Annotated in this window: 18 protein-coding genes and 1 pseudogene; 12 read left to right on the top strand and 7 right to left on the bottom strand. The window is 69.8% G+C overall.

The annotated features are described in order from the left end of the window. Positions 1–21 precede the first annotated feature (21 nt). From EPL04_RS08705 to EPL04_RS08740, 8 genes are read left to right on the top strand one after another with little or no spacing between them, the layout of a single operon-like run. Positions 22–3,225, top strand: a complete 3,204-nt coding sequence (locus EPL04_RS08705; RefSeq protein ID WP_134670937.1) for a molybdopterin-containing oxidoreductase family protein — start codon at positions 22–24, stop codon at positions 3,223–3,225. Then, positions 3,225–4,406 (top strand): 4Fe-4S dicluster domain-containing protein, encoded by a 1,182-nt coding sequence (locus tag EPL04_RS08710; RefSeq protein ID WP_134670938.1) that lies wholly within the window; start codon positions 3,225–3,227, stop codon positions 4,404–4,406. Before EPL04_RS08705 ends, EPL04_RS08710 begins: the two co-directional genes overlap by 1 nt. A 10-nt stretch (positions 4,407–4,416) precedes the next feature. After that, positions 4,417–5,160 (top strand): TorD/DmsD family molecular chaperone, encoded by a 744-nt coding sequence (locus EPL04_RS08715; protein ID WP_134670939.1) that lies wholly within the window; start codon positions 4,417–4,419, stop codon positions 5,158–5,160. Then, positions 5,153–6,157 carry an ethylbenzene dehydrogenase-related protein gene (locus EPL04_RS08720; RefSeq protein WP_134670940.1) on the top strand — a complete coding sequence of 335 codons (1,005 nt, stop codon included), beginning with the start codon at positions 5,153–5,155 and terminating at the stop codon, positions 6,155–6,157. The genes EPL04_RS08715 and EPL04_RS08720 overlap by 8 nt, the downstream gene beginning before the upstream one ends. Continuing rightward, complete coding sequence (locus EPL04_RS08725) at positions 6,154–7,026, top strand: HEAT repeat domain-containing protein (RefSeq protein WP_134670941.1); 873 nt, start codon at positions 6,154–6,156, stop codon at positions 7,024–7,026. The genes EPL04_RS08720 and EPL04_RS08725 overlap by 4 nt, the downstream gene beginning before the upstream one ends. A 4-nt stretch (positions 7,027–7,030) precedes the next feature. Then, entirely contained in the window at positions 7,031–7,609 is a 579-nt protein-coding gene (locus EPL04_RS08730; protein WP_134670942.1) for a hypothetical protein, read from the top strand. A 1-nt stretch (position 7,610) separates the two neighbouring features. Beyond that, positions 7,611–8,867, top strand: coding sequence for a P-loop NTPase (locus EPL04_RS08735; RefSeq protein WP_134670943.1), 1,257 nt, complete (start codon positions 7,611–7,613; stop codon positions 8,865–8,867). A gap of 10 nt (positions 8,868–8,877) precedes the next feature. Next, positions 8,878–9,336 carry a molybdopterin-dependent oxidoreductase gene (locus EPL04_RS08740; RefSeq protein ID WP_134670944.1) on the top strand — a complete coding sequence of 153 codons (459 nt, stop codon included), beginning with the start codon at positions 8,878–8,880 and terminating at the stop codon, positions 9,334–9,336. A gap of 48 nt (positions 9,337–9,384) precedes the next feature. Here the strand turns inward: EPL04_RS08740 and EPL04_RS18725 are convergent, their stop codons facing one another. Continuing rightward, positions 9,385–9,567, bottom strand: coding sequence for a DUF7550 family protein (locus tag EPL04_RS18725; protein ID WP_167599435.1), 183 nt, complete (start codon positions 9,565–9,567; stop codon positions 9,385–9,387). A 142-nt stretch (positions 9,568–9,709) separates the two neighbouring features. Here EPL04_RS18725 and EPL04_RS08745 point away from each other — a divergent pair, with 142 nt between their 5' ends. Beyond that, on the top strand, positions 9,710–10,609 hold the full coding sequence (locus EPL04_RS08745; RefSeq protein ID WP_167599445.1) for an EamA family transporter: 900 nt from the start codon (positions 9,710–9,712) through the stop codon (positions 10,607–10,609). A gap of 50 nt (positions 10,610–10,659) precedes the next feature. Further along, positions 10,660–11,475, top strand: a complete 816-nt coding sequence (hisF, locus tag EPL04_RS08750) for an imidazole glycerol phosphate synthase subunit HisF (RefSeq protein WP_134670946.1) — start codon at positions 10,660–10,662, stop codon at positions 11,473–11,475. Positions 11,476–11,498: 23 nt separating this feature from the next. Here hisF and EPL04_RS08755 read toward each other — a convergent pair whose 3' ends face one another. Together EPL04_RS08755 and EPL04_RS08760 are read right to left on the bottom strand one after the other, a co-directional pair. Beyond that, on the bottom strand, positions 11,499–12,191 hold the full coding sequence (locus tag EPL04_RS08755) for a hypothetical protein (RefSeq protein WP_134670947.1): 693 nt from the start codon (positions 12,189–12,191) through the stop codon (positions 11,499–11,501). 137 nt (positions 12,192–12,328) lie between these two features. Beyond that, the gene (locus tag EPL04_RS08760) at positions 12,329–12,610 is read right to left on the bottom strand and encodes a DNA-directed RNA polymerase subunit L (RefSeq protein WP_134670948.1); all 282 of its coding nucleotides are present in this window, start codon (positions 12,608–12,610) and stop codon (positions 12,329–12,331) included. A 95-nt stretch (positions 12,611–12,705) separates the two neighbouring features. Between EPL04_RS08760 and EPL04_RS08765 the strand changes: the two genes are divergently transcribed. Continuing rightward, a complete protein-coding gene (locus EPL04_RS08765; RefSeq protein WP_134670949.1) occupies positions 12,706–14,364 on the top strand; it encodes a rhomboid family intramembrane serine protease in 1,659 nt (552 codons plus the stop codon). 53 nt (positions 14,365–14,417) lie between these two features. Here EPL04_RS08765 and EPL04_RS08770 read toward each other — a convergent pair whose 3' ends face one another. The 3 genes from EPL04_RS08770 to dph2 all read right to left on the bottom strand — a co-directional run bounded on the left by EPL04_RS08770 (position 14,418) and on the right by dph2 (position 16,697). Further along, positions 14,418–15,038, bottom strand: a complete 621-nt coding sequence (locus EPL04_RS08770; RefSeq protein ID WP_134670950.1) for an METTL5 family protein — start codon at positions 15,036–15,038, stop codon at positions 14,418–14,420. 64 nt (positions 15,039–15,102) lie between these two features. Further along, positions 15,103–15,504 carry a hypothetical protein gene (locus tag EPL04_RS08775; protein WP_134670951.1) on the bottom strand — a complete coding sequence of 134 codons (402 nt, stop codon included), beginning with the start codon at positions 15,502–15,504 and terminating at the stop codon, positions 15,103–15,105. Between the two features lie 143 nt (positions 15,505–15,647). Further along, complete coding sequence (gene dph2 / locus EPL04_RS08780) at positions 15,648–16,697, bottom strand: diphthamide biosynthesis enzyme Dph2 (protein WP_134670952.1); 1,050 nt, start codon at positions 16,695–16,697, stop codon at positions 15,648–15,650. A gap of 144 nt (positions 16,698–16,841) precedes the next feature. Between dph2 and EPL04_RS08785 the strand changes: the two genes are divergently transcribed. Further along, positions 16,842–17,249, top strand: a complete 408-nt coding sequence (locus tag EPL04_RS08785) for a YlbF family regulator (RefSeq protein ID WP_134670953.1) — start codon at positions 16,842–16,844, stop codon at positions 17,247–17,249. A gap of 43 nt (positions 17,250–17,292) precedes the next feature. On the opposite strand, the pseudogene EPL04_RS08790 reads toward EPL04_RS08785, so the two are convergent. Next, positions 17,293–17,411 (bottom strand): annotated as a pseudogene (locus tag EPL04_RS08790) (IS6 family transposase); the annotation flags it as partial.

The raw sequence follows: 17,411 nt of genomic DNA on the forward strand, positions 1-17,411 counted from the left end.
GACGAACCGAGGTGAGCACGCGTGAGCCTCTCGCGACGCGACTTCATCAGGGGCGCGGGAGCGGGCGCGGTCGGCTCGCTACTCACCAGCGGGTGGGGCGCGACCCAGAGCATCGACCCCGTGACCGAGGTCGACAACCCCCTGCGGGGCTACCCCAACCGCGACTGGGAACAGGTGTACCACGACATCTACGCGTACGACGACGTCGACTGGACGGTGTGTCACCCCAACTGCACCCAGTCGTGTGCGCTCAACTTCTACATGAAAAACGGGATCCCGATCAGGGCCGAGCAGGTCTACCACAACGAGGAGCCGAGCGTCGGCCCGTCGGGCTACGAGGACGCGGACGTCAGCCAGAACTGGAACCCCCGCGGGTGCATGAAGGGGCTGACGCTCCACCGCCGGACCTTCGAGCCCAGTCGCATCAAGTACCCGATGGTCCGGAAAGGGTGGGACCCCGACGACCCCAACCCGGAGGGCCGCGGCGAGGACGAGTTCGAGCGGGTCTCGTGGGACGAGGCGATCGATCTGGTCGCCGAGAAGATGGCGAGCCTCGACGACCGCAAACGGTTCCACATCTTCAACGCGATCAAGGCCGACGGGCTCATCACCCGCCACGGCGCTGGCCGGCGCCTCGCCTCCATCTTCGGGGGCTGTGAGTGGACCGAGTACGACTGGTACGCCGACCTGCCGCCGGGCCACGTCATCACGACGGGCTACCAGACCTCCGACGCCGACGCCGCCGACTGGCGCAAGGCCGACTACACCATCATCCAGGGCAAGAACCTCATCCACAACAAGCTCGCGGACAACCACTGGTTCCAGGAGATGCGCGAGCGCGGCGGCGAGATGGTCGGCATCTACCCCGACTACTCGCCGACCGTCCAGAAGTGCGACCGGTGGCTCCCCATCCGGCCGGGGTCGGACCCCGCGATCCCGCTCGGGTTCGCCCACGTCATCATCAGCGAGGAGCTGTACGACCCCGACTTCGTGCGGAAGTTCACCAGCCTGCCCCTGCTGGTGCGGGCGGACGACGACAAGTACCTCCGGGCCCACGAGGTGTTCGACGACCACGAGGCGCCCCCGGAGGACAGCCACGAACGCCACGAGAACGACGACTGGGGCGACTTCGTGGTCCTCGACCAGAACGGCGACCCCGTCGCGGTCACCCGCGAGCAGGTCGGCGACGAGATGCCGGCGACGCCGCGACTCGACGCCGAGACCGAGCTCCGACTCGCCGACGGGTCGACGGTCGCGGTCGAGACCGACTTCTCGCGCCAGAAGCGCAACGTGCTGGAGAGCTACTCGCCCGAGCAGGTCGAGGAGATCACGACGGTCCCGGCCGACGCGATCCGGAAGACGGCGCGGGAGTTCGCCGATGCCGAGAACGGCCAGTGGTTCACCGGCGAGGGCATCAACCACTGGTTCCACGGTAACTCCGAGCTCCAGCGCTCGATCTTCTTCGTCCAGTCGATGCTCGGGAACGTCGGCAAGCCGGGGTCGGGCTACTACAACTACTCCGGCCAGTACAAGATCGAACTCCTCGACGGCTACCCCGAGTACGTCAACCCCGACGGTCACGCGGCCCACGGGATGTACCCGGGGTACGCCTTCGCGTTCTTCGGCGGCGAGCAGTTGGACCCCCACGAGATCCGGGGCGATTTCGACCGGGAACTAGATCTCGTTCCGCAGGGCGACGCCGAGGAGCCGGTGATGCCGGAGGGGGCCGAGACGTACACGATGTCCAAGCCCACCGTGTTGTGGACGATGAACTGCAACCTCCTGAACCAGACCAAACATCAGGAGCACGTCGTCAACAACTTCGTCAAGCACCCCGAGACCGAGAACGAGCTGTTCGTCGTCTCGGACATGCACATGACCTACTCGGCCCGCCACGCCGACGTCGTGTTCCCGGCGCCGTCGTGGCTGGAGTGTGAGTACCCCGACATCACCATCGGGCCCGAGAACCCCTTCATCACGATGGACCACGGCGTGATGGACCCCATCTACGACACCAAACAGGACGGGGAGGTGCTCGCGCTTGTCGCCGAGAAGCTCGACGAGAAGATTCCGCCCGAGGAGCGCACCGTCGACTCGTACCGGTCGTACTTCGAGAAGTTCCTCGACGACGACGAGGACGTCCGCGATTACATCCAACAGACCCTCGATGCGGGGATCACCACTCAGGACATCGACGTCGAGGACCTCGAAGACGGGCCCGAGCGTCTGAATCTCAAGACCTACCCGCGGGTTCCGTTCTACTCGCAGGTGCACGACGATCGGCCCTTCTACACCAAGACCGGCCGGATGGAGTTCCACAAGGAGGAAGACCGGTTCGTGGACCTCGGACGCGGCGACCTCGACCACATCGAGAGCGTCGAGGGGACGCCATACGGCGTCAACGAGAAGTGGCCCGAGGCCGGCGAACAGGAGAATCCCCTCTACCACGACGAGGGCTACCAGTTCTACTACAACACGCCCCACAGCAAGTACCGGACTCACTCCTCGTGGGGGATGACCGACTGGAACCTGATCTGGTCGGCGCGGGACTTCGGGTCCACCAGCGCCGACCCCGAGGGCACCGAGCGACTCGTCGACGACTTCTCGTTCCCCGAAGGCGACGGCCGGACCAGCGACGCGCCGCCGCTCGGCGAGGCGTTCGTCGAGATTCATCCGAGCGACGCCGAGGACATCGGCGTGGAGAACGGCGACTACGTGCGCATCTCGGGCAAGCGCGGCGGGACGGTGGTCCGGGCGATGCTCAGCGAGCGCCAGCGCCCCGGGAAGGCGGGCGACATGGGACAGTTGACCCTCTGGCACGGCTGGTGGCCCCAGCACTTCCCGGACGACGAGGAGAAGGGCGACGACGAGGTCAAGGGGTTCAACACGACGACCAACATCTGGCTCGACCCCGGCCAAGAGACCGACGACCTCGTCCACAAGGCGGTGTTCGGCGACCCGAACGTCTCCGAGGAGGTCGGCGAGGAGATCGCGTGGCACGGCGCGGAACTCGAACACGGCTACGAGGAGACCGTCTGGGCCCCGACGGGCGTGAACCGCGACGACCTCGTGACCGTCGAGAAGTACGAGGAGGCCGACTGGTGGCCCGGCGACGCTCGGAAGGACGACCTCGTCGAGGACTACATCGGCGGGTCGCTCCAGTCGAAGGGCGGCGGGAGCGCGACGACCGACAGCGGCGGAACGACCACGCGAGGTGACGACTGATGGCTGACGTGTACAACCCACAACTCGGCCGCGAGCACAGCTACCCCTACGAGCACCGCGAGGAGGACCGCGACTGGCACTGGGGGATGGTCATCAACATCAACCGGTGTATCAACTGCAACACCTGCTCGTTTGCCTGCAAGTCGACGTGGACCAGCGGCGAGGGCGAGGAGTACATGTGGTGGATGAACGTCGAGACCGAGCCCTACGGCGGCTATCCGATGGGCTGGGACATGCGACTGCTCGACGATCTGGGCGCCGACGAGACCGTCTTCGAGGCGGCCGACGACGGCGAGCAGGTCGAGGGCTACGTCGCCCAGAAGGAGGCGTGGGAGTACCCCGCCCTCGGCGACGATCAGGTCCACGGCGAGTACCCAGAGGGCGAGGTCGTCGAGAGCGACCCCGAGGAGGGGACTTACCACGACATGTGGCAGTTCTACCTGCCCCGACTGTGCAACCACTGCAAGAACCCGGCCTGCCTCGCGGCGTGCCCGCGGAAGGCGATCTACAAGCGCGAGGAGGACGGCATCGTCCTGCTCGACCAGGAGCGGTGTCGGGGGTATCGCAAGTGCGTGAAGGCCTGTCCGTACCACAAGCCGATGTACAACCCCGAGACCGGCGTCTCCGAGAAGCCCGTCGGCTGTTTCCCGCGAATCGAGGAGGGAAACGTCCCCCGGTGTGTCTCCTCGTGTATCGGGAAGACCCGGCTCCACGGCAACATCAACCGCGGTCCCGACGCCGGCCGGCCCAACGGCGTGAAGTCGGCCGCGAGCGGCCGGAGCCCGGTGAACTATCTGGTCCACTCCGACGAGAAGATCGCGCTCCCGCTGTACCCGCAGTTCGGGACCCGGCCCCAGGTGTTCTACATGCCGCCCTACCACGTCCCGCCGGAGTTCCTGACCCAGATGTTCACTCCGAACACCGAGACCAAGCGCAACGACTGGCCCGGCGACACCTACGAGGAGAGCGTCGAGATCGTCCAACAGCGCGTCCGGAACCCCAGCCACCACGTCCTCGGCATCCTCCAACTGTTCGGCGCGACCACCCGGCTCATCGAGACGTACAACGTCAAGGAAAACCGGGTGAAGGGCTGGGACCGGAAGGGCAACAAGGTGGTCGACATGCCCATCGAGGAGGACCTCGAGGTGCGCGAGGGCGAACAGTGGACGAACCAACCGTGAGGCGCCAGCCATGGACGACACACCACCCGCGGAACGACACGCCGCCCGGGCCGCCCTCTACAGCGCCGCGGCGGGGGCGTTTTGCTACCCGGACGAGAGCACCGTGCGCGAACTGACCCACCCCGACGCCGCCGAGGGGATCAGGTCGGCCGCCGAGACGCTGGGCTTCGAGGCCGAGGCAGAGGCACTGCTCGACGCGCTCGATCGGACCGACCGCGAGGCGCTCGAATCTGCGTACAACGGGCTGTTCGGACTGCCGACTGACGACGGCACCTACCCCGTCGTCCCCTACGAGGTCGAGTACACGGTCGGCGACGAGGTCGGCCGCCAACAGCGCCGGATCGCCACCGTGGTCGGCCTGCTGGAGGCGTTCGGCGTCGAGCCCGCCGAGGAGTTCGACGAGCGCCACGACCACGTCGTCGTGGAACTCGAACTCGCGCAGGTGCTTGCGGCCCGCCGGGCGGTCGCCGCCGAGGAGGGCGACCGCGAGACGGCCGACAACCTCGAAGGCGCGGAAGCGACCGTCCTCGACGAGCATCTCACGGACTTCGTGCCGGCGTTCGCCCACGCGGTCCGGAACGCGACCGCCGATCCCGACGCCGAGGACGCGTCCGACCGAGTCGACGCCGGCGAGGCCGCCGAACTGGTCTACCGGGCGGCCGCGGACCTCGCCGAGGCGCTCGTGACGTGGGACGCCGGAATCCACCCCGAGCCGACGGTCGAGCCCGAGACGGAGGTGCGCTCGCATGCCTGACCGGACCGCGGCGGTGCGCGCGACCGTCGTGACGGCGGTCGTGCTCGCGGCGCTCGTCGTCGGTCAGGCCGCGGTCGGAGCCGCGGTCACGAGCGGCTCCCAGCCGGTGCGGGCCGTCGAGTCGGTGCCCGGGGATCCGGCCGCCGACGCGTGGACCGACGCACCCGAGCGCACCGTCTCGCTGTCCGAACAGCAGATGGCGGTGCCGTTCGGGGGCGGGAGCGTCGAGGAGCTGACCGTCCAGACGGTCCGCAACGACACCCACACCGCGTTCCGGCTGTCGTGGGCCGACCCGACGAGGGACGCGAACATCGACCGGCCGCGCAACTTCAGCGACGCCGCCGCGATCATGCTCCGGAGCGGCGACAAGCCGCCGATCACGATGGGGGCGGCCGGCAAGCCGGTCGACATCTGGTACTGGCGCGCGAGCTGGCAGGCCGCCGAGGCCGGCGACTCGGGGTCGATGTACGCCTACCCGCACCCGGACAACGAGACCAAGCCCGGCCGGGCGGCGGGCAACCCCCTCTCGAACGCCGAGTACGACCGGTACGCCCAGAACTACTACGCGACCGGCTACGGCTCGCTGACCCACGCGCCCGCCCAGAACGTCCGGGCGAACGGCGAGCGCACCGAGGACGGCTGGTCGGTCGCGTTCGTCCGCGAGCACTCGACCGACGGCGAGTACGACCCCGACTTCGCGAGCGCCGACAACGTCTATCTCGCGTTCGCGGTGTGGAACGGGAGCGCCGACGAGGTCAACGGCGAGAAGTCGCTCACCCTCCGGTTCACCCAGCTCGACACCGAGAACTGGGAGCTGAGCGACGCGTCGACCGGGTCGAGCGGCGACGACGACGGCGGCGACTCCGCGAGCGCCGAGAGCGACACCTCGGGCGAGGAGGGGTCGTGGCTCACCGAGTCGGTGAGCAACTGGGTGGTCGGTCTCGTGGCGACGATGCTGCTCACATGGTCGTTCGTCTACTGGAGGGCCAGAGAATGACCGAGTACGCGAATCGGAGCGCCCGGGCTCACGCCCCGGCCGACGACGAGGCCGACCTCCGGAGCCTGCTCGCGTCGCCCCGCGAACCCGAGCGCCGCGACGCCGCGCTCGCGCTGGTCGACCGCGCCGACGAGGCGGGAATAGACGAGGCGACGATCGGAGCGCTCGCCGAACGGGTCCGGACCGACGACTCGACCGACGTCCGGCAGTTCGCGGTCGAGGCCCTCGGGGCCGGCGGGCCCGCCCAGCGGGCTGAGCGGGCGATCCGAGCCGCGCTCGACCGCGACGGCGACGAGTGGGTCCGGGCGGAGGCGGTCGTCGCGCTCTCGCGGGTCGCGCCCGACGACGGGGCATCCCTGCGGGCGGCGCTCGACGACGACAGCGGCTTCGTCCGCCGGAACGCGGTCATCGCGCTCGGCAAGACCGGCGCCGGGACCGACGAGACGTTCGCCGACCGGCTCAAGAACGATCCCCACCCGGCGGTCCGGGAGTACGCCGCGCAGTTCCTCGGGCGCACCGCCGACGACGTCCCGGAGGCGGTCCGACTGCTGGCCGCGATTCTCGCCCGCGAGCCCGAGGCGTTCGTCCGGGCGAAGGCCGCCGACGCGCTCGGAGAGCTCGGCACCGACCGCGCCGAGCAAGCCATCGAGACCCACGGCCTCACCGACCGGAGCGACGACGTGCGCCGGGCGGCCGAGACCGCGCTCGCGGCGGCCCGTGGCGTCGATCCCGACCACCTCGACGTCGACGTCGAGGAGCCGTCGCCGCCGGGCGGCGGCCCCCAGTCGCCCCGAGAGACGCCGAAGGGCGGGCCGTCGCCCGAGCCCAAGGGACCCGGCCCGAGTCGGGAGTTCGAGTTCGACAGGTGATTCCATGACCGGACAGACCAGATCGACAGATCCGAGCGGCACCGACGGAGAATCGCTGGGCGTAAGCGTCCCTGACGAGCACGTCGGGGCGTTCGTCGCCGAGGCGTTCGAGGACGTCGAGCGCGACACGACGTGGAAGGAGGTCGTGGGCGCGCTCGTGGCCGAGGAGGCCCGCGACGCGTGGGCGGACCTCTCGCGAACCGAGCAGGCCGTGGAGGTGCTCGCCGCCGCGGCCGACTACGACGAGCGGGCGGTCGAGCTGTTGGCCGAGGTGCCGACCGACCGCGGCGAGCCGACCTCGGAGATCCGCGACCGCTACGAGGAGGCGCTCCGGTGTCGGCACAACGCCGACCGCTTCCGGGACGGCATCGCGGCGGCGTACGCCGACGGCTACCTCGCCGACGACCAGCTGGTGGCCGCTGTCGAGGCGTTCGGCTTCGACACCGCCACCATCGCCGAGCGCGAGGACGAACTCGACACCGTCGCCAACACCTACGAGTTCGAGTTCCGCCCGTACGGCGGGACGCTGATGACCGACGACGAGGAGGACGACCAGACGATGGACGACTTCGAGGCGTGGTAACATGACTGAAGAACTCACCGAGCGCGTCAGGGAGGCGATCGCGACCGTCGAGGACCCGGATCTGGGAACGAGCGTGGTCGAGACGGGGCTCGTGCCCGACGTGTCGGTCGCCGACGCGACCGCGACCGTCCGCGTCGAGTTCGCGGGCGCGGACCCCGGAGACGCCGAGGAGGTCGTCGAGGAGGTCCGGAGCGCGGCCTTCGAGGTCGCGGGCGTCGAGCGCGTCCGCGTCGAGGGCGACACCCCCGAGCCAGAGAGCGAGGGGGACGCGACCGGCGCGCTCGACGGCGTCGAGCAGGTGCTCGCGGTGATGAGCGCGAAGGGCGGGGTCGGCAAGACGACCGTGGCGACCCACCTCGCCCGCGCGCTGGCCGACGACTACGACGTGGGGCTGTTCGACGCCGACATCCACGGCCCGAACGTCCCCGAGATGCTCGGGATCGAGGGGCCCGCGCAGGCGACCGACGACGGGCTCGCCGCGCCGACGGAGGTCGACGGCATCGAGGCGATGAGCGTCGGACTGCTCGCCGGCGACGAGCCCCTTGCGTGGCGGGGCGCGATGGCCCACGACGCGCTCACCGAGCTCCTCGAAGACACCGCCTGGAGCGACCGCGACGTGCTGGTGGTCGACATGCCGCCCGGCACGGGCGACGTGGCGCTCACGATGCTTCAGGAGGTGGCGGTCGCCGGCGTCGTCCTCGTGAGCACGCCGTTCCCGACCAGCCTGTCGGACACGGCCCGGAGCGCCGCGCTGGTCGAGGAGAACGGCGTCCCGGTCGTCGGGGCCGCGATCAACATGCGCGGGTTCGAGTGCGAGGCGTGCGGTCACCGCCACGACCTCTACGGCGGGGACGACCCCGAGTCGGAGCTCGGCGTGCCCGTGCTGGCCGAACTCCCGTTCGACCGGTCGCTCCAGCGCCCCGACGACGCCGCGGCGCCCGACCCGATCGCGGCGCTCGCCGAGGGGGTCGCCGACCACCTCGAATCGACCGAGGCGGGCGGCGTCTCGGTCCCGGACTCCGCGCTCGACGTCCGGGGACTGCCCCCGCAGGTGCGCCACGAGCAGGTGGGCGCGGAGTTCCGCGCGCTCGACCCCGGAGAGGCCTTCTACGTGGTGAACGACCACGACCCCTCGCCGCTCGCGGAGCTCCTGGCCGGGGAGGTCGCGGACGGGTCGGCCGACGAGGCCTTCGACACCTGCGAGGTCCACCGCCGCGGCCCCGACGAGTGGGTGCTCGAAGTCGAACGCCCCGCGTAGCCCCCGATCCATGCGCGCCAGCGACGACGCGTCCGGGACGGAGTCGGTCACGGTGATCGGCGACGCCGCGGTCTCGGTCCCGTCCGACCCCCGGCGGGTCGGCGACGACACCCGAGTCGCGACCCGCGAGTGGTCGTTCCGATGTGCCTCCGGCGACGAGATCGCGGGCCCGTGGTCGGGGATCGCGCTGGACGAGCTACTCGCGGCCGCCGACCCGCCCGACGCGACGACGCATCTCGCGGTCGAGGGCGAGGACGGCTACCGGGCCTGCGTCCCTATCGCGGACGCGCTCGACGGCCTGCTCGCGTACCGCCGCGCGGGCGCCGCCTGCGGGGGCGCGCCGCGATTCCTCGCGCCCGGCGTCTCCGGAGTCCGGACGGTCAAGCGGGTCGCCCGGATCGAGGCGCTCGAGCTCCCGGCCGGAGCCGACCCCGAGGACCGCGAGGCGCTGGTGCTCGCCGAGAAGTAGCTCACCGTCGACTCTCTATCTTACGGGGCGAAACTCAGCGCGACGGCCTCAGGCCGCGAGCAGGGGCACCGCGTAGGCCACGACCAGCCCGATCGCGAGGACGGCGAAGCCGATGGCGACCTGCCGCATCGAGAACTCCTGCATCGGCGAGGTGACTCGGTCGAGCCCCTCGACGTCGTGGCCGTGCGCTTCGCCGCTGTGCAAGTCGTCGGCGTCCGCGTGGTCGCTCATACGTCGGGGTTGCCGCCCCGTCCACTTAAACGCATCCGAACCGGGTCCGCGCGCCGGGCGCGGGCGGGCGCCTCGGCGCCCAGAGCCGGTGGATGGTTCCGGCAGTGCAAGAGTTACGTGCCGGCTCCGTCGAGTGAGAGTAATGAACCCGACCGGTGCGATCCTCGGCGTCCTCCTCGCGGTCGGTGCGGCGATCGCGGTCGCCGTCCAGTCGGTGTCGGTTCGGGTCGGCACCGACGACGGGCGGGCGACCGACGCGCTCGTCGTCGTGCTCGCGACGAACATCCTGCTCGTCGTGCCCGCCGCCGCGGTGATCCACTATCCGACCTACTCGCTGACGCTCCGGGCGATCGCCGCGTTCGTCGCGGCCGGAGCCGTCGGGACGCTCCTCGGTCGGATCTTCTACTACACGAGCATCGAGCGGATCGGCGCGAGCCGCTCGGAGCCGCTGAAGGCGTCCCAGCCGCTCCACGCCACCGCGATCGCGGTCGTCGTGCTCGGCGAACGCGTGACCGCCGGCCACGTCGCCGGCATCCTGCTCATCGTCGCGGGCGTGGCGGCGATCTCGTGGGAGACCTCCCGGGGCGACGGCGCCGACGGCGACTCCTCGGCGCTCGCGCTGGCGTTGCCCCTGGCGGCCGCGTTCCTCTTCGGTATCGAGCCGACGCTGGCGAAAGTCGGGTTCGCCGAGGGCACGCCGATTCTGGTCGGGCTCGCGATCAAGACGGTTGCGGCCACCGCGGGGTTTCTCGCGTACCTCCGGGCGCGAAACGACCTGCCGAGCCTCGGAGCGCTCGCCGACTCGAACGCGAAGTGGTACGCGGTCGCGGGGCTCGCGAACACCGGGTTCCTCTGTCTCTACTACCTCGCGCTGTCGGTCGCGCCCGTGTCGGTCGTGGTGCCGATCATCCAGACCAGCCCGCTGATCGTGATGGTGCTGTCGGTGGCGTTCCTCTCGCGGCTGGAGCGGGTCACCTGGAAACTGCTGGCCGGGGCGTGTATCGTCGTCGGCGGCGCCGTCGTGCTGACGGCGTTCGCGTGAGCGGGCCCGGTTCCAGACGCCTTTTGGTGGCTGGCTCCGAAGGGTTCGGCGTGACCCTCACAAAGCGCATCATCCCGTGCATCGACGTCGACGTCGACGAGGACGGGAACCCGGCGGTGTACACGGGCGTGAACTTCGAGAACCTCGAGTACACCGGCGATCCCGTCGAGATGGCACAGCGGTACAACGAGTCGGGCGCCGACGAGTTCGTCTTCCTCGACATCACCGCGAGCGCCGAGGGCCGCGAGACGATGCTCGGAGTCGTCGAGGACATCGCCGACGAGATCTTCATCCCGCTGACCGTCGGGGGCGGCATCCGCACCCGCGAGGACATCAAAGAGACTCTGCGGGCCGGCGCCGACAAGGTGTCGATCAACTCCGGGGCGATCGCGAACCCCGAGCTCATCACCGAGGGCGCCGACGCCTTCGGGAGCCAGTGTATCGTCATCAGCGTCGACGCGAGGCGACGCTTCGACGAGGCCGGCGAACACTACGCCGAGGTCGACGGCGAGTCCTGTTGGTTCGAGTGCACCGTCAAGGGCGGCCGCGAGGGGACCGGCCTCGACGTCGTCGAGTGGGCCGAGGAGGCCGAGCGACGGGGCGCCGGCGAGCTGTTCGTCAACTCGATCGACAAGGACGGCACCGAAGAGGGCTACGACATCCCGCTCACGAAGGCGGTCTGCGACGCCGTCGACACGCCGGTCATCGCCTCGTCGGGCTGTGGGGGCCCCGAGGACATGTACGAGGTGTTCACCGACGCGGGCGCCGACGCCGGGCTCGCGGCGTCTATCTTCCACTTCGGGGACTACTCGATCCGAGAGACCAAAGAGTACCTCGACGAGCGCGGCGTCCCGGTCCGGCTCTGAGCCGGCCCGTTCGCGCCGAGTCGCTACGCGTCGACGCCGGCGCTGGCCGCCGGGTCGGCGGGGAGCGAGCCGACGCCGACGGTGCCGTTCTCGAAGGTCACGCCGTCGGCCGCGATCGAGTCGAGCGTGGCGGTCCCGACGGTCAGATTCTCGGCGCCGACCGTGGGGCGCTCGATCGACTCGGTCGCCTCCTCGGTCTCGTTGGGCGGCGAGATCGCCGCCTCCGCGGTTCCGACCGAGACGTTCGCCACCCGGGTGTCCCCGACGAGGAGCGAGGCCACGCTCAGGTTCGAGAGCGTGACGGTGTCGCGCTCGACGGTGTCGTTCTCGGGGCGGTCGGCGCCGAACAGCGCTGTCGCGACCGTCTCGTTGCGGACGGTGACGTTCTCGAAGCGCACGTCCGAGAGGGTGGCGTTCGCGACGGTGAGGTTCCTCGCCGTGGCGGTCCCGAGCGACTCGGCCGACTCGTCGGCACCCCCGGCGAGCGTCAGGTCGTCGAGTCGCGCGCCGCCGACGTCGACGCCTGTCAGGCGCAACTCCGCGATCGTGAGGGTCTCGACTCGCACGGCGGTGTCGTTCTGTGCGTCGGCCTGAGCGGCCGCCGATTCGACCGCGGTCCCGGCCTCGGCGTGGGGCGAGACCGGCCCGCCGGCCGCGACGCCGGGGCCGATACCGGCGAGCAAGACGACTGTGGCGACGACTGCTGGTGTTCTCATGCGGTCGGACCGTCGCCGAACGCGTCAATAAACCGGCCGCACCGTTTCGCGGTTCCGCGGGCGATTACGGGCGTTAGGACGGGATTACCGCGGTAGGGCGGCGGGATCGTCGCGCGCCCCGCGGCGGTGTCGCAGGATCAGGCCGCGGTCTCGTAGGCGTCTCGGAACGCCGTCGTCTTGTCCTTGATGTTGCCCGCGGCCGCCTCCAGCGCGTCGAGGGGGTCTTCGCCCTCGGTCTTGACGGTCAGGATGGGTTCGGTCTGGCCGCCAGACTGCTCGGGGTTCACGTCGTAGGTCGCGGCCGCGACGCCGTCCTGTTCAAGTAGGGTCCCCTTCAGCACGTTCATGAAGGTGTGGTCCTCGCCCGCGATTTCGATAGAGAGTTCGTCGGCTTCCTTCTCGATGACCCGGAGTTCCATACCCCTCCCTTCCGTCCTCGGCGGTTTCAATATTGCGAAAGCTCGGTTTCGGGGCCGACGACCGTTTTATGTCGCGGTGGTCGAAAACACCGGCAATGCTCGAACTCCCCTCGTGGCTGCCCTCCCCGGTGCAGGTGGCGGTCCCGCTCGCGCTGGCGGCGTCGCTGGCGCTGGTGTGGCGCCTCGACCGCCCGCGGGGCCGGTGGGGTCGGCGGCTCCGGTCGCGGTTCGTCCTCGGCGTTCCGTGGGGGACGCTCGCGTCGGTCTGTGGCGTCCTCGCGGTGTACCTGTTCGTCCAGCAGGGCGCCGCCCGGTGGCGCGCTCCCCTCACGCTCCCGTTCTCCTCGTGGTCGTACCTCTACCCCACTGGGTGGTTGTTCGCGGCGTTCTCCCACGCCGGACCGGGCCACCTCGTCGGCAACCTCACGACGACGCTCGCGGTCGCGCCCCTCGCGGAGTACTTCTTCGGTCACTTCCGGCGCGAGCGCGGCCACAACCCCTTCTCGTCGTGGCGGTCGAACCCGTACGTCCGGGCCTTCCTCGTCTTCCCCGCGGGAGTGTTCGTCGTCGGGCTCGCGACCAGTCTGCTGGCGTGGGGACCGATCATCGGCTTCTCGGGGGTCGCGTTCGCGTTCGTCGGGTTCGCGCTGGTCCGTTACCCCCTCGCGACCGTCGTCGCGGTGTCGGCACAGGGCGTGGTCCGGACGGTGTACCGCGCCCTGCGAGACCCCGTCGCGTTCGGCTCGGGGGGCACCAGTTTCAGCCAGCCGTGGTGGTACGGGATCGCGGTTCAGGGCCACGCTCTCGGGCTGTTTCTCGGAGTGTTGGCGGGCGTGCTGGTCCTCTACCGGCGCCGCGAGCGCCCGGACGCGCTCGGGCTCTGGACCGGCGCGGTCGTGCTCGGGGTCTCGATGAACCTCTGGGCGGTGTGGTGGTACCGCGGCGAGAGCTCCTACGTCCTCTATCGGGGGCTCGGCGTGCTGTTCGTGGTCGCGGTCGCGGCGCTGGTCGCCGCCGCCGCGACCGCCGACGCCCGATCGCTCTCGCTCCCGCTGGTCGAGGACGTCACTCGCCAACAGGTAGGTGTCGTCGCACTCCTGATCCCGCTGGCGGTGATGGCGGGGGTCGCCATCCCGGTCAACCTCACGAGCGTCGACGGGGCGAGCGTGCCGGGCGAGGGCCCCGGGATCGAGACCGGCGGGTACACCGTCACCTACGCCGAGGGCGTCCGGAACGAGAAGGTCTCGGTGGTCGACGTCGAACTGTTCGGCGAGACCACCAACGTCACCACCAGCGGCGTCATCGTGGTGAACGACGATCGCGAGATCTGGACCCAGCAGGTCCCGAAGGCTCGGCTCGCGTCGGCCGGCCGGCTGGGGGTCCGGGTCGGCGGGCTCGGGTGGTCGGAGGTCGTCGGCGTCCAGCGCCGGGGCTGGTCGGTCGCCGACGGTCCGACCGCCTATCAGGTGTGGCTCCACGGGCCCGACGACGACGGCTGGACCCACACCTACGCCTCGGACCCCGCGACGGCGGGGCCGACGCTCGCGAACCGGACCGTCGACGTCGTGCCGGCCAACGGGACGTTCTACCTCCGGGTGTCGAACGACAACGCGACGTTCCGGACCGCGCCGATGCCGGCGGTAAACGAGTCGGTGACGATCGGGCCGGTCCGGTTCGAGCGCGAACAGCGCCGACTGTTCGCCGCCGTCGACGGGACCCGGCTCCGGATCGCCACGCGGGAGAACCGCAACTGAGGGGTACTGTTCGAGGTCGCGTCCGAGTCGAACGACCGGCGACTCGACGGAGGTCAGGGCGTCCAGACGATTCGGAACGCCTCGGCGTCGAGAACCTCGCGGTCGCTCGTCTGGTGGTCGAACTGCCGGGAGAGGGTGAGCGCCGCCCGGAACGCGTGGGTCACCTCCCCGCCTTCGTCGGCGGCGAACGACTCGACGAACTCCCGGCTCCCGGCGTTGTGGATCGAGTACGAGACCGCCCCGAGATCGGCCGCGGTCGACAGAAACGCGCGGTCGGCGTGGGCGTTGCCCCGCTGGGCGCCGAACGGCGGGTTCATCACGACGGTGGCGTCCCCGAGGTCGAGCGGCGGGCGGGTCGCGTCCCCGCACACCCACGCGACGCCGACCGCGGGGTCGATCCGGCGCTCGTTTTCGCGGGCGACCGCGAGCGCGCCGCGGTCGCGGTCGAGTCCGACGACGCGGGCGGGCGCTCGGGTCGCCGCCCCGAGCGCCAGCATCCCGGTCCCGGTCCCCAGATCGACCACCGTCCGGCCCGCGAGGTCCCCCTGGACGTCCGCGAGGTGGACGAGGTGGGCCGCGAGGTCGGCCGGCGTGGGGTACTGTTCGAGGTCGAGGCGGGGGTCGTCGAAGCCCGCGACCGCCGACAACCGACGCTCGAGAGCGGCCCTGCTCATGCGGCGAGAGAGGCGGTCGAGAAAGGAGAACGTTCGGATTCCGTCTCGTCCGGGCGGGCGGGGCTCAGTCGGCCAGCGCGACGGGGCCGGTGACCTCGAACGCGACGCCTTCGCGGTGGGCGCGCTCGGCGAGCGCGGCGAGCGCGGGCCGGACCTTCGACTCGTCGGCGACGCTGTCGAACTCGACGGTGACGGTGTTCGCGCCGAGGAAGGCCGCCGCCCGGACGTACTCGCGGACCCGGTCGGCCTCTTGTTGGGTCGCGAACGAGCAGTCCTCGCCGAAGCAGGCGTCGACGACCACGCGAGCGGGCACGAGGTCGTCGGCGACGAACTCCCGTTTGAGCTCGCGCAGGTGGTCCGGGGCGGTCGAACCGATCGCGTCTGCGTCGAGGCTGACGGGGGTCGCGTCCTCGATTCGACAGCCTTCGACGGCGGTGCGGACGTCGGCGGAACGGGTGGCGCTCATGCTACTACTGCATATCCTTTACTCATACAAAAAAGTTTGTAAATGCTCAATAGTAATATTTCGCGGCCGACGGCGGGCCGAAGGACAGGTATCTGTGAGCGAAAGTGTGTGAGACGCTAGCTGGACTCAGCGCCGCGAGCCCGCTACCACGTCCCGTGGAACGTGTCGAACGAGAGCTCGTCGAGGGGCTTGTTCCCCACCGCGATCTCGTACTCGCCGGGCGTGAGCATCGGCTTGTGGAACTGCGGGCCGTCGTCGGTCGTGATCCGGGGACAGCCCGTGTTGACGAACGCGTCCATGTCGAAGTTCCGGAGCCGATCGGGGGTGACCTCGTCCATCGTGATGAGGTAGGCGTCGTCGTTGGCGTCGAGGATCTCCTGGGCCTGCTCCCACCGGCCCTGCCCGATCTTGGTGCAGAAGATGACGCCCCACTTCTCGGCGTCCATGGCCTTGTGGACGGCGGCGTAGCGCTGTTTGAGGAACTGATCGGTGTCCGCGACCGTCACCACGTTGTTGACCGGATCGGCGATGACGACGTTCTTGTCGGGGTGTTCCATCGCGAGTCCGAGCGGATGGAACTTCCCGCCGCCGACGTACAGCACTTGGTCGGCGTCGATGTCCGCCGAGGCGTAGTTACAGCCCAGCACTTGGCCCTCGTGGGTCAGCCGGTCGTCGCCCCGGCGGGTGTGGACCTCGAAGCCCCGGTCGTCGAGCCACGACTTCATGTCCTCGAACTGGTTCATGTGCTGGGCGGTGGTGACGAGTCCGACGTCGGGGTCCTCGGCGGGATCGGCGAGCTCGTCGAGGGACTCTTCGATGATCGGGAACACGTCGACGTTCGAGAACAGCGGGACGTAGATGACCTTGTCCGTGTTCTTCATCGGCGAGTGGCCGAAGTGGACGAACACGTCGGTCCGCTTCATCAGGAAGGTGTCGAGGTCGCAGGCGCCGTAGCAGGGCTGGCCCGACAGCATCACGGTCACGTCGTCGGGGACGAGCTCGCGGATGTCGTCGGCGACCTTCGGGCCGCGGCGTTTGAGTCCCTCGGGGAACTGCAGGCCGACCTTGGTGGCGTCCCGGTCCTCGACCGCCTCCACGATGCGGTCGAGCTCGTAGTCCCACTCGCGGTCGTGCTTCAGGGACATGCCGGTCTTTCTGAGGTCTCCCTCGCTGTACTCGCTCTCTTGGCTCATTGGAATGCGTTTGTCGTCGCGGACGTTTAAGCGCGGTGTTCCGCGGGTCGCTCGGCCGCGAGACTGCCCGACGCGCCGGGCCGCTCCCAGCAAGCCAGGCGGTATCCGGCAGGTCTAAAACGCCGCGGGCCCAACTTCCGATACATGAGCGTCGAATCCGACGCGGACACCGAGGCCGAGGCGACCGAACTCTCGCACGTCGAACAGCTCGGCGCGGAGCTCGGCGAGGCCATCGCCGAGACCCCCGAGTACCGGACGTTCGAGGAGACGAAGGCGGCCGTCGAGGACGACGACGAAGCCCAACAGAAGGTCTCGGAGTTCGAGCAGCTCCGCCAGGAGTTCATGCTCGCGCGCCAGACCGGCGAGGCGACCCAGGAGGACGTCCAGCAGGTCCAGCAGGCCCAACAGGAGCTTCACAGCCTCCCCGTGATGGAAGAGTACCTCGAAGCCCAAGAGGAACTGGAAGCCAAGCTCGAAGCCGTCAACGACGCCATCTCCGAGCCGCTGGCGGTCGACTTCGGCCAGCAGGGCGGCGGCTGCTGCGAGGACTGAACCCTCCGTTTTTTCGTCGGTCGCTCCGCCGGAGTCATCGTGTTTAGTTTGTGGAATTGTGCCAGACGGCAAAGGCTTGGAGCCATGTTTCAGCAGTTGCTGGTTCGACGTGGCTGAAACAGTTGCTGAACGAGGAGGTCCGGCGTTTTACCTCGCGGAAGA

This window comes from Halorussus marinus (assembly GCF_004521895.1).
GTDB lineage: Archaea > Halobacteriota > Halobacteria > Halobacteriales > Haladaptataceae > Halorussus > Halorussus marinus.

What these genes read in the sequence shown, in the direction of transcription:
- EPL04_RS08785 (WP_134670953.1), top strand. Translation starts at nt 16,842, where the DNA reads ATGAGCGTCGAATCCGACGCGGACACCGAGGCCGAGGCGACCGAACTC.
- EPL04_RS08730 (WP_134670942.1), top strand. Translation starts at nt 7,031, where the DNA reads ATGACCGGACAGACCAGATCGACAGATCCGAGCGGCACCGACGGAGAA.
- EPL04_RS08760 (WP_134670948.1), bottom strand. Translation starts at nt 12,610, where the DNA reads ATGGAACTCCGGGTCATCGAGAAGGAAGCCGACGAACTCTCTATCGAA.
- EPL04_RS08740 (WP_134670944.1), top strand. Translation starts at nt 8,878, where the DNA reads ATGCGCGCCAGCGACGACGCGTCCGGGACGGAGTCGGTCACGGTGATC.
- EPL04_RS18725 (WP_167599435.1), bottom strand. Translation starts at nt 9,567, where the DNA reads ATGAGCGACCACGCGGACGCCGACGACTTGCACAGCGGCGAAGCGCAC.
- EPL04_RS08745 (WP_167599445.1), top strand. Translation starts at nt 9,710, where the DNA reads ATGAACCCGACCGGTGCGATCCTCGGCGTCCTCCTCGCGGTCGGTGCG.
- dph2 (WP_134670952.1), bottom strand. Translation starts at nt 16,697, where the DNA reads ATGAGCCAAGAGAGCGAGTACAGCGAGGGAGACCTCAGAAAGACCGGC.
- EPL04_RS08770 (WP_134670950.1), bottom strand. Translation starts at nt 15,038, where the DNA reads ATGAGCAGGGCCGCTCTCGAGCGTCGGTTGTCGGCGGTCGCGGGCTTC.
- EPL04_RS08725 (WP_134670941.1), top strand. Translation starts at nt 6,154, where the DNA reads ATGACCGAGTACGCGAATCGGAGCGCCCGGGCTCACGCCCCGGCCGAC.
- EPL04_RS08765 (WP_134670949.1), top strand. Translation starts at nt 12,706, where the DNA reads ATGCTCGAACTCCCCTCGTGGCTGCCCTCCCCGGTGCAGGTGGCGGTC.
- EPL04_RS08755 (WP_134670947.1), bottom strand. Translation starts at nt 12,191, where the DNA reads ATGAGAACACCAGCAGTCGTCGCCACAGTCGTCTTGCTCGCCGGTATC.
- EPL04_RS08720 (WP_134670940.1), top strand. Translation starts at nt 5,153, where the DNA reads ATGCCTGACCGGACCGCGGCGGTGCGCGCGACCGTCGTGACGGCGGTC.
- EPL04_RS08775 (WP_134670951.1), bottom strand. Translation starts at nt 15,504, where the DNA reads ATGAGCGCCACCCGTTCCGCCGACGTCCGCACCGCCGTCGAAGGCTGT.
- EPL04_RS08710 (WP_134670938.1), top strand. Translation starts at nt 3,225, where the DNA reads ATGGCTGACGTGTACAACCCACAACTCGGCCGCGAGCACAGCTACCCC.
- EPL04_RS08735 (WP_134670943.1), top strand. Translation starts at nt 7,611, where the DNA reads ATGACTGAAGAACTCACCGAGCGCGTCAGGGAGGCGATCGCGACCGTC.
- EPL04_RS08715 (WP_134670939.1), top strand. Translation starts at nt 4,417, where the DNA reads ATGGACGACACACCACCCGCGGAACGACACGCCGCCCGGGCCGCCCTC.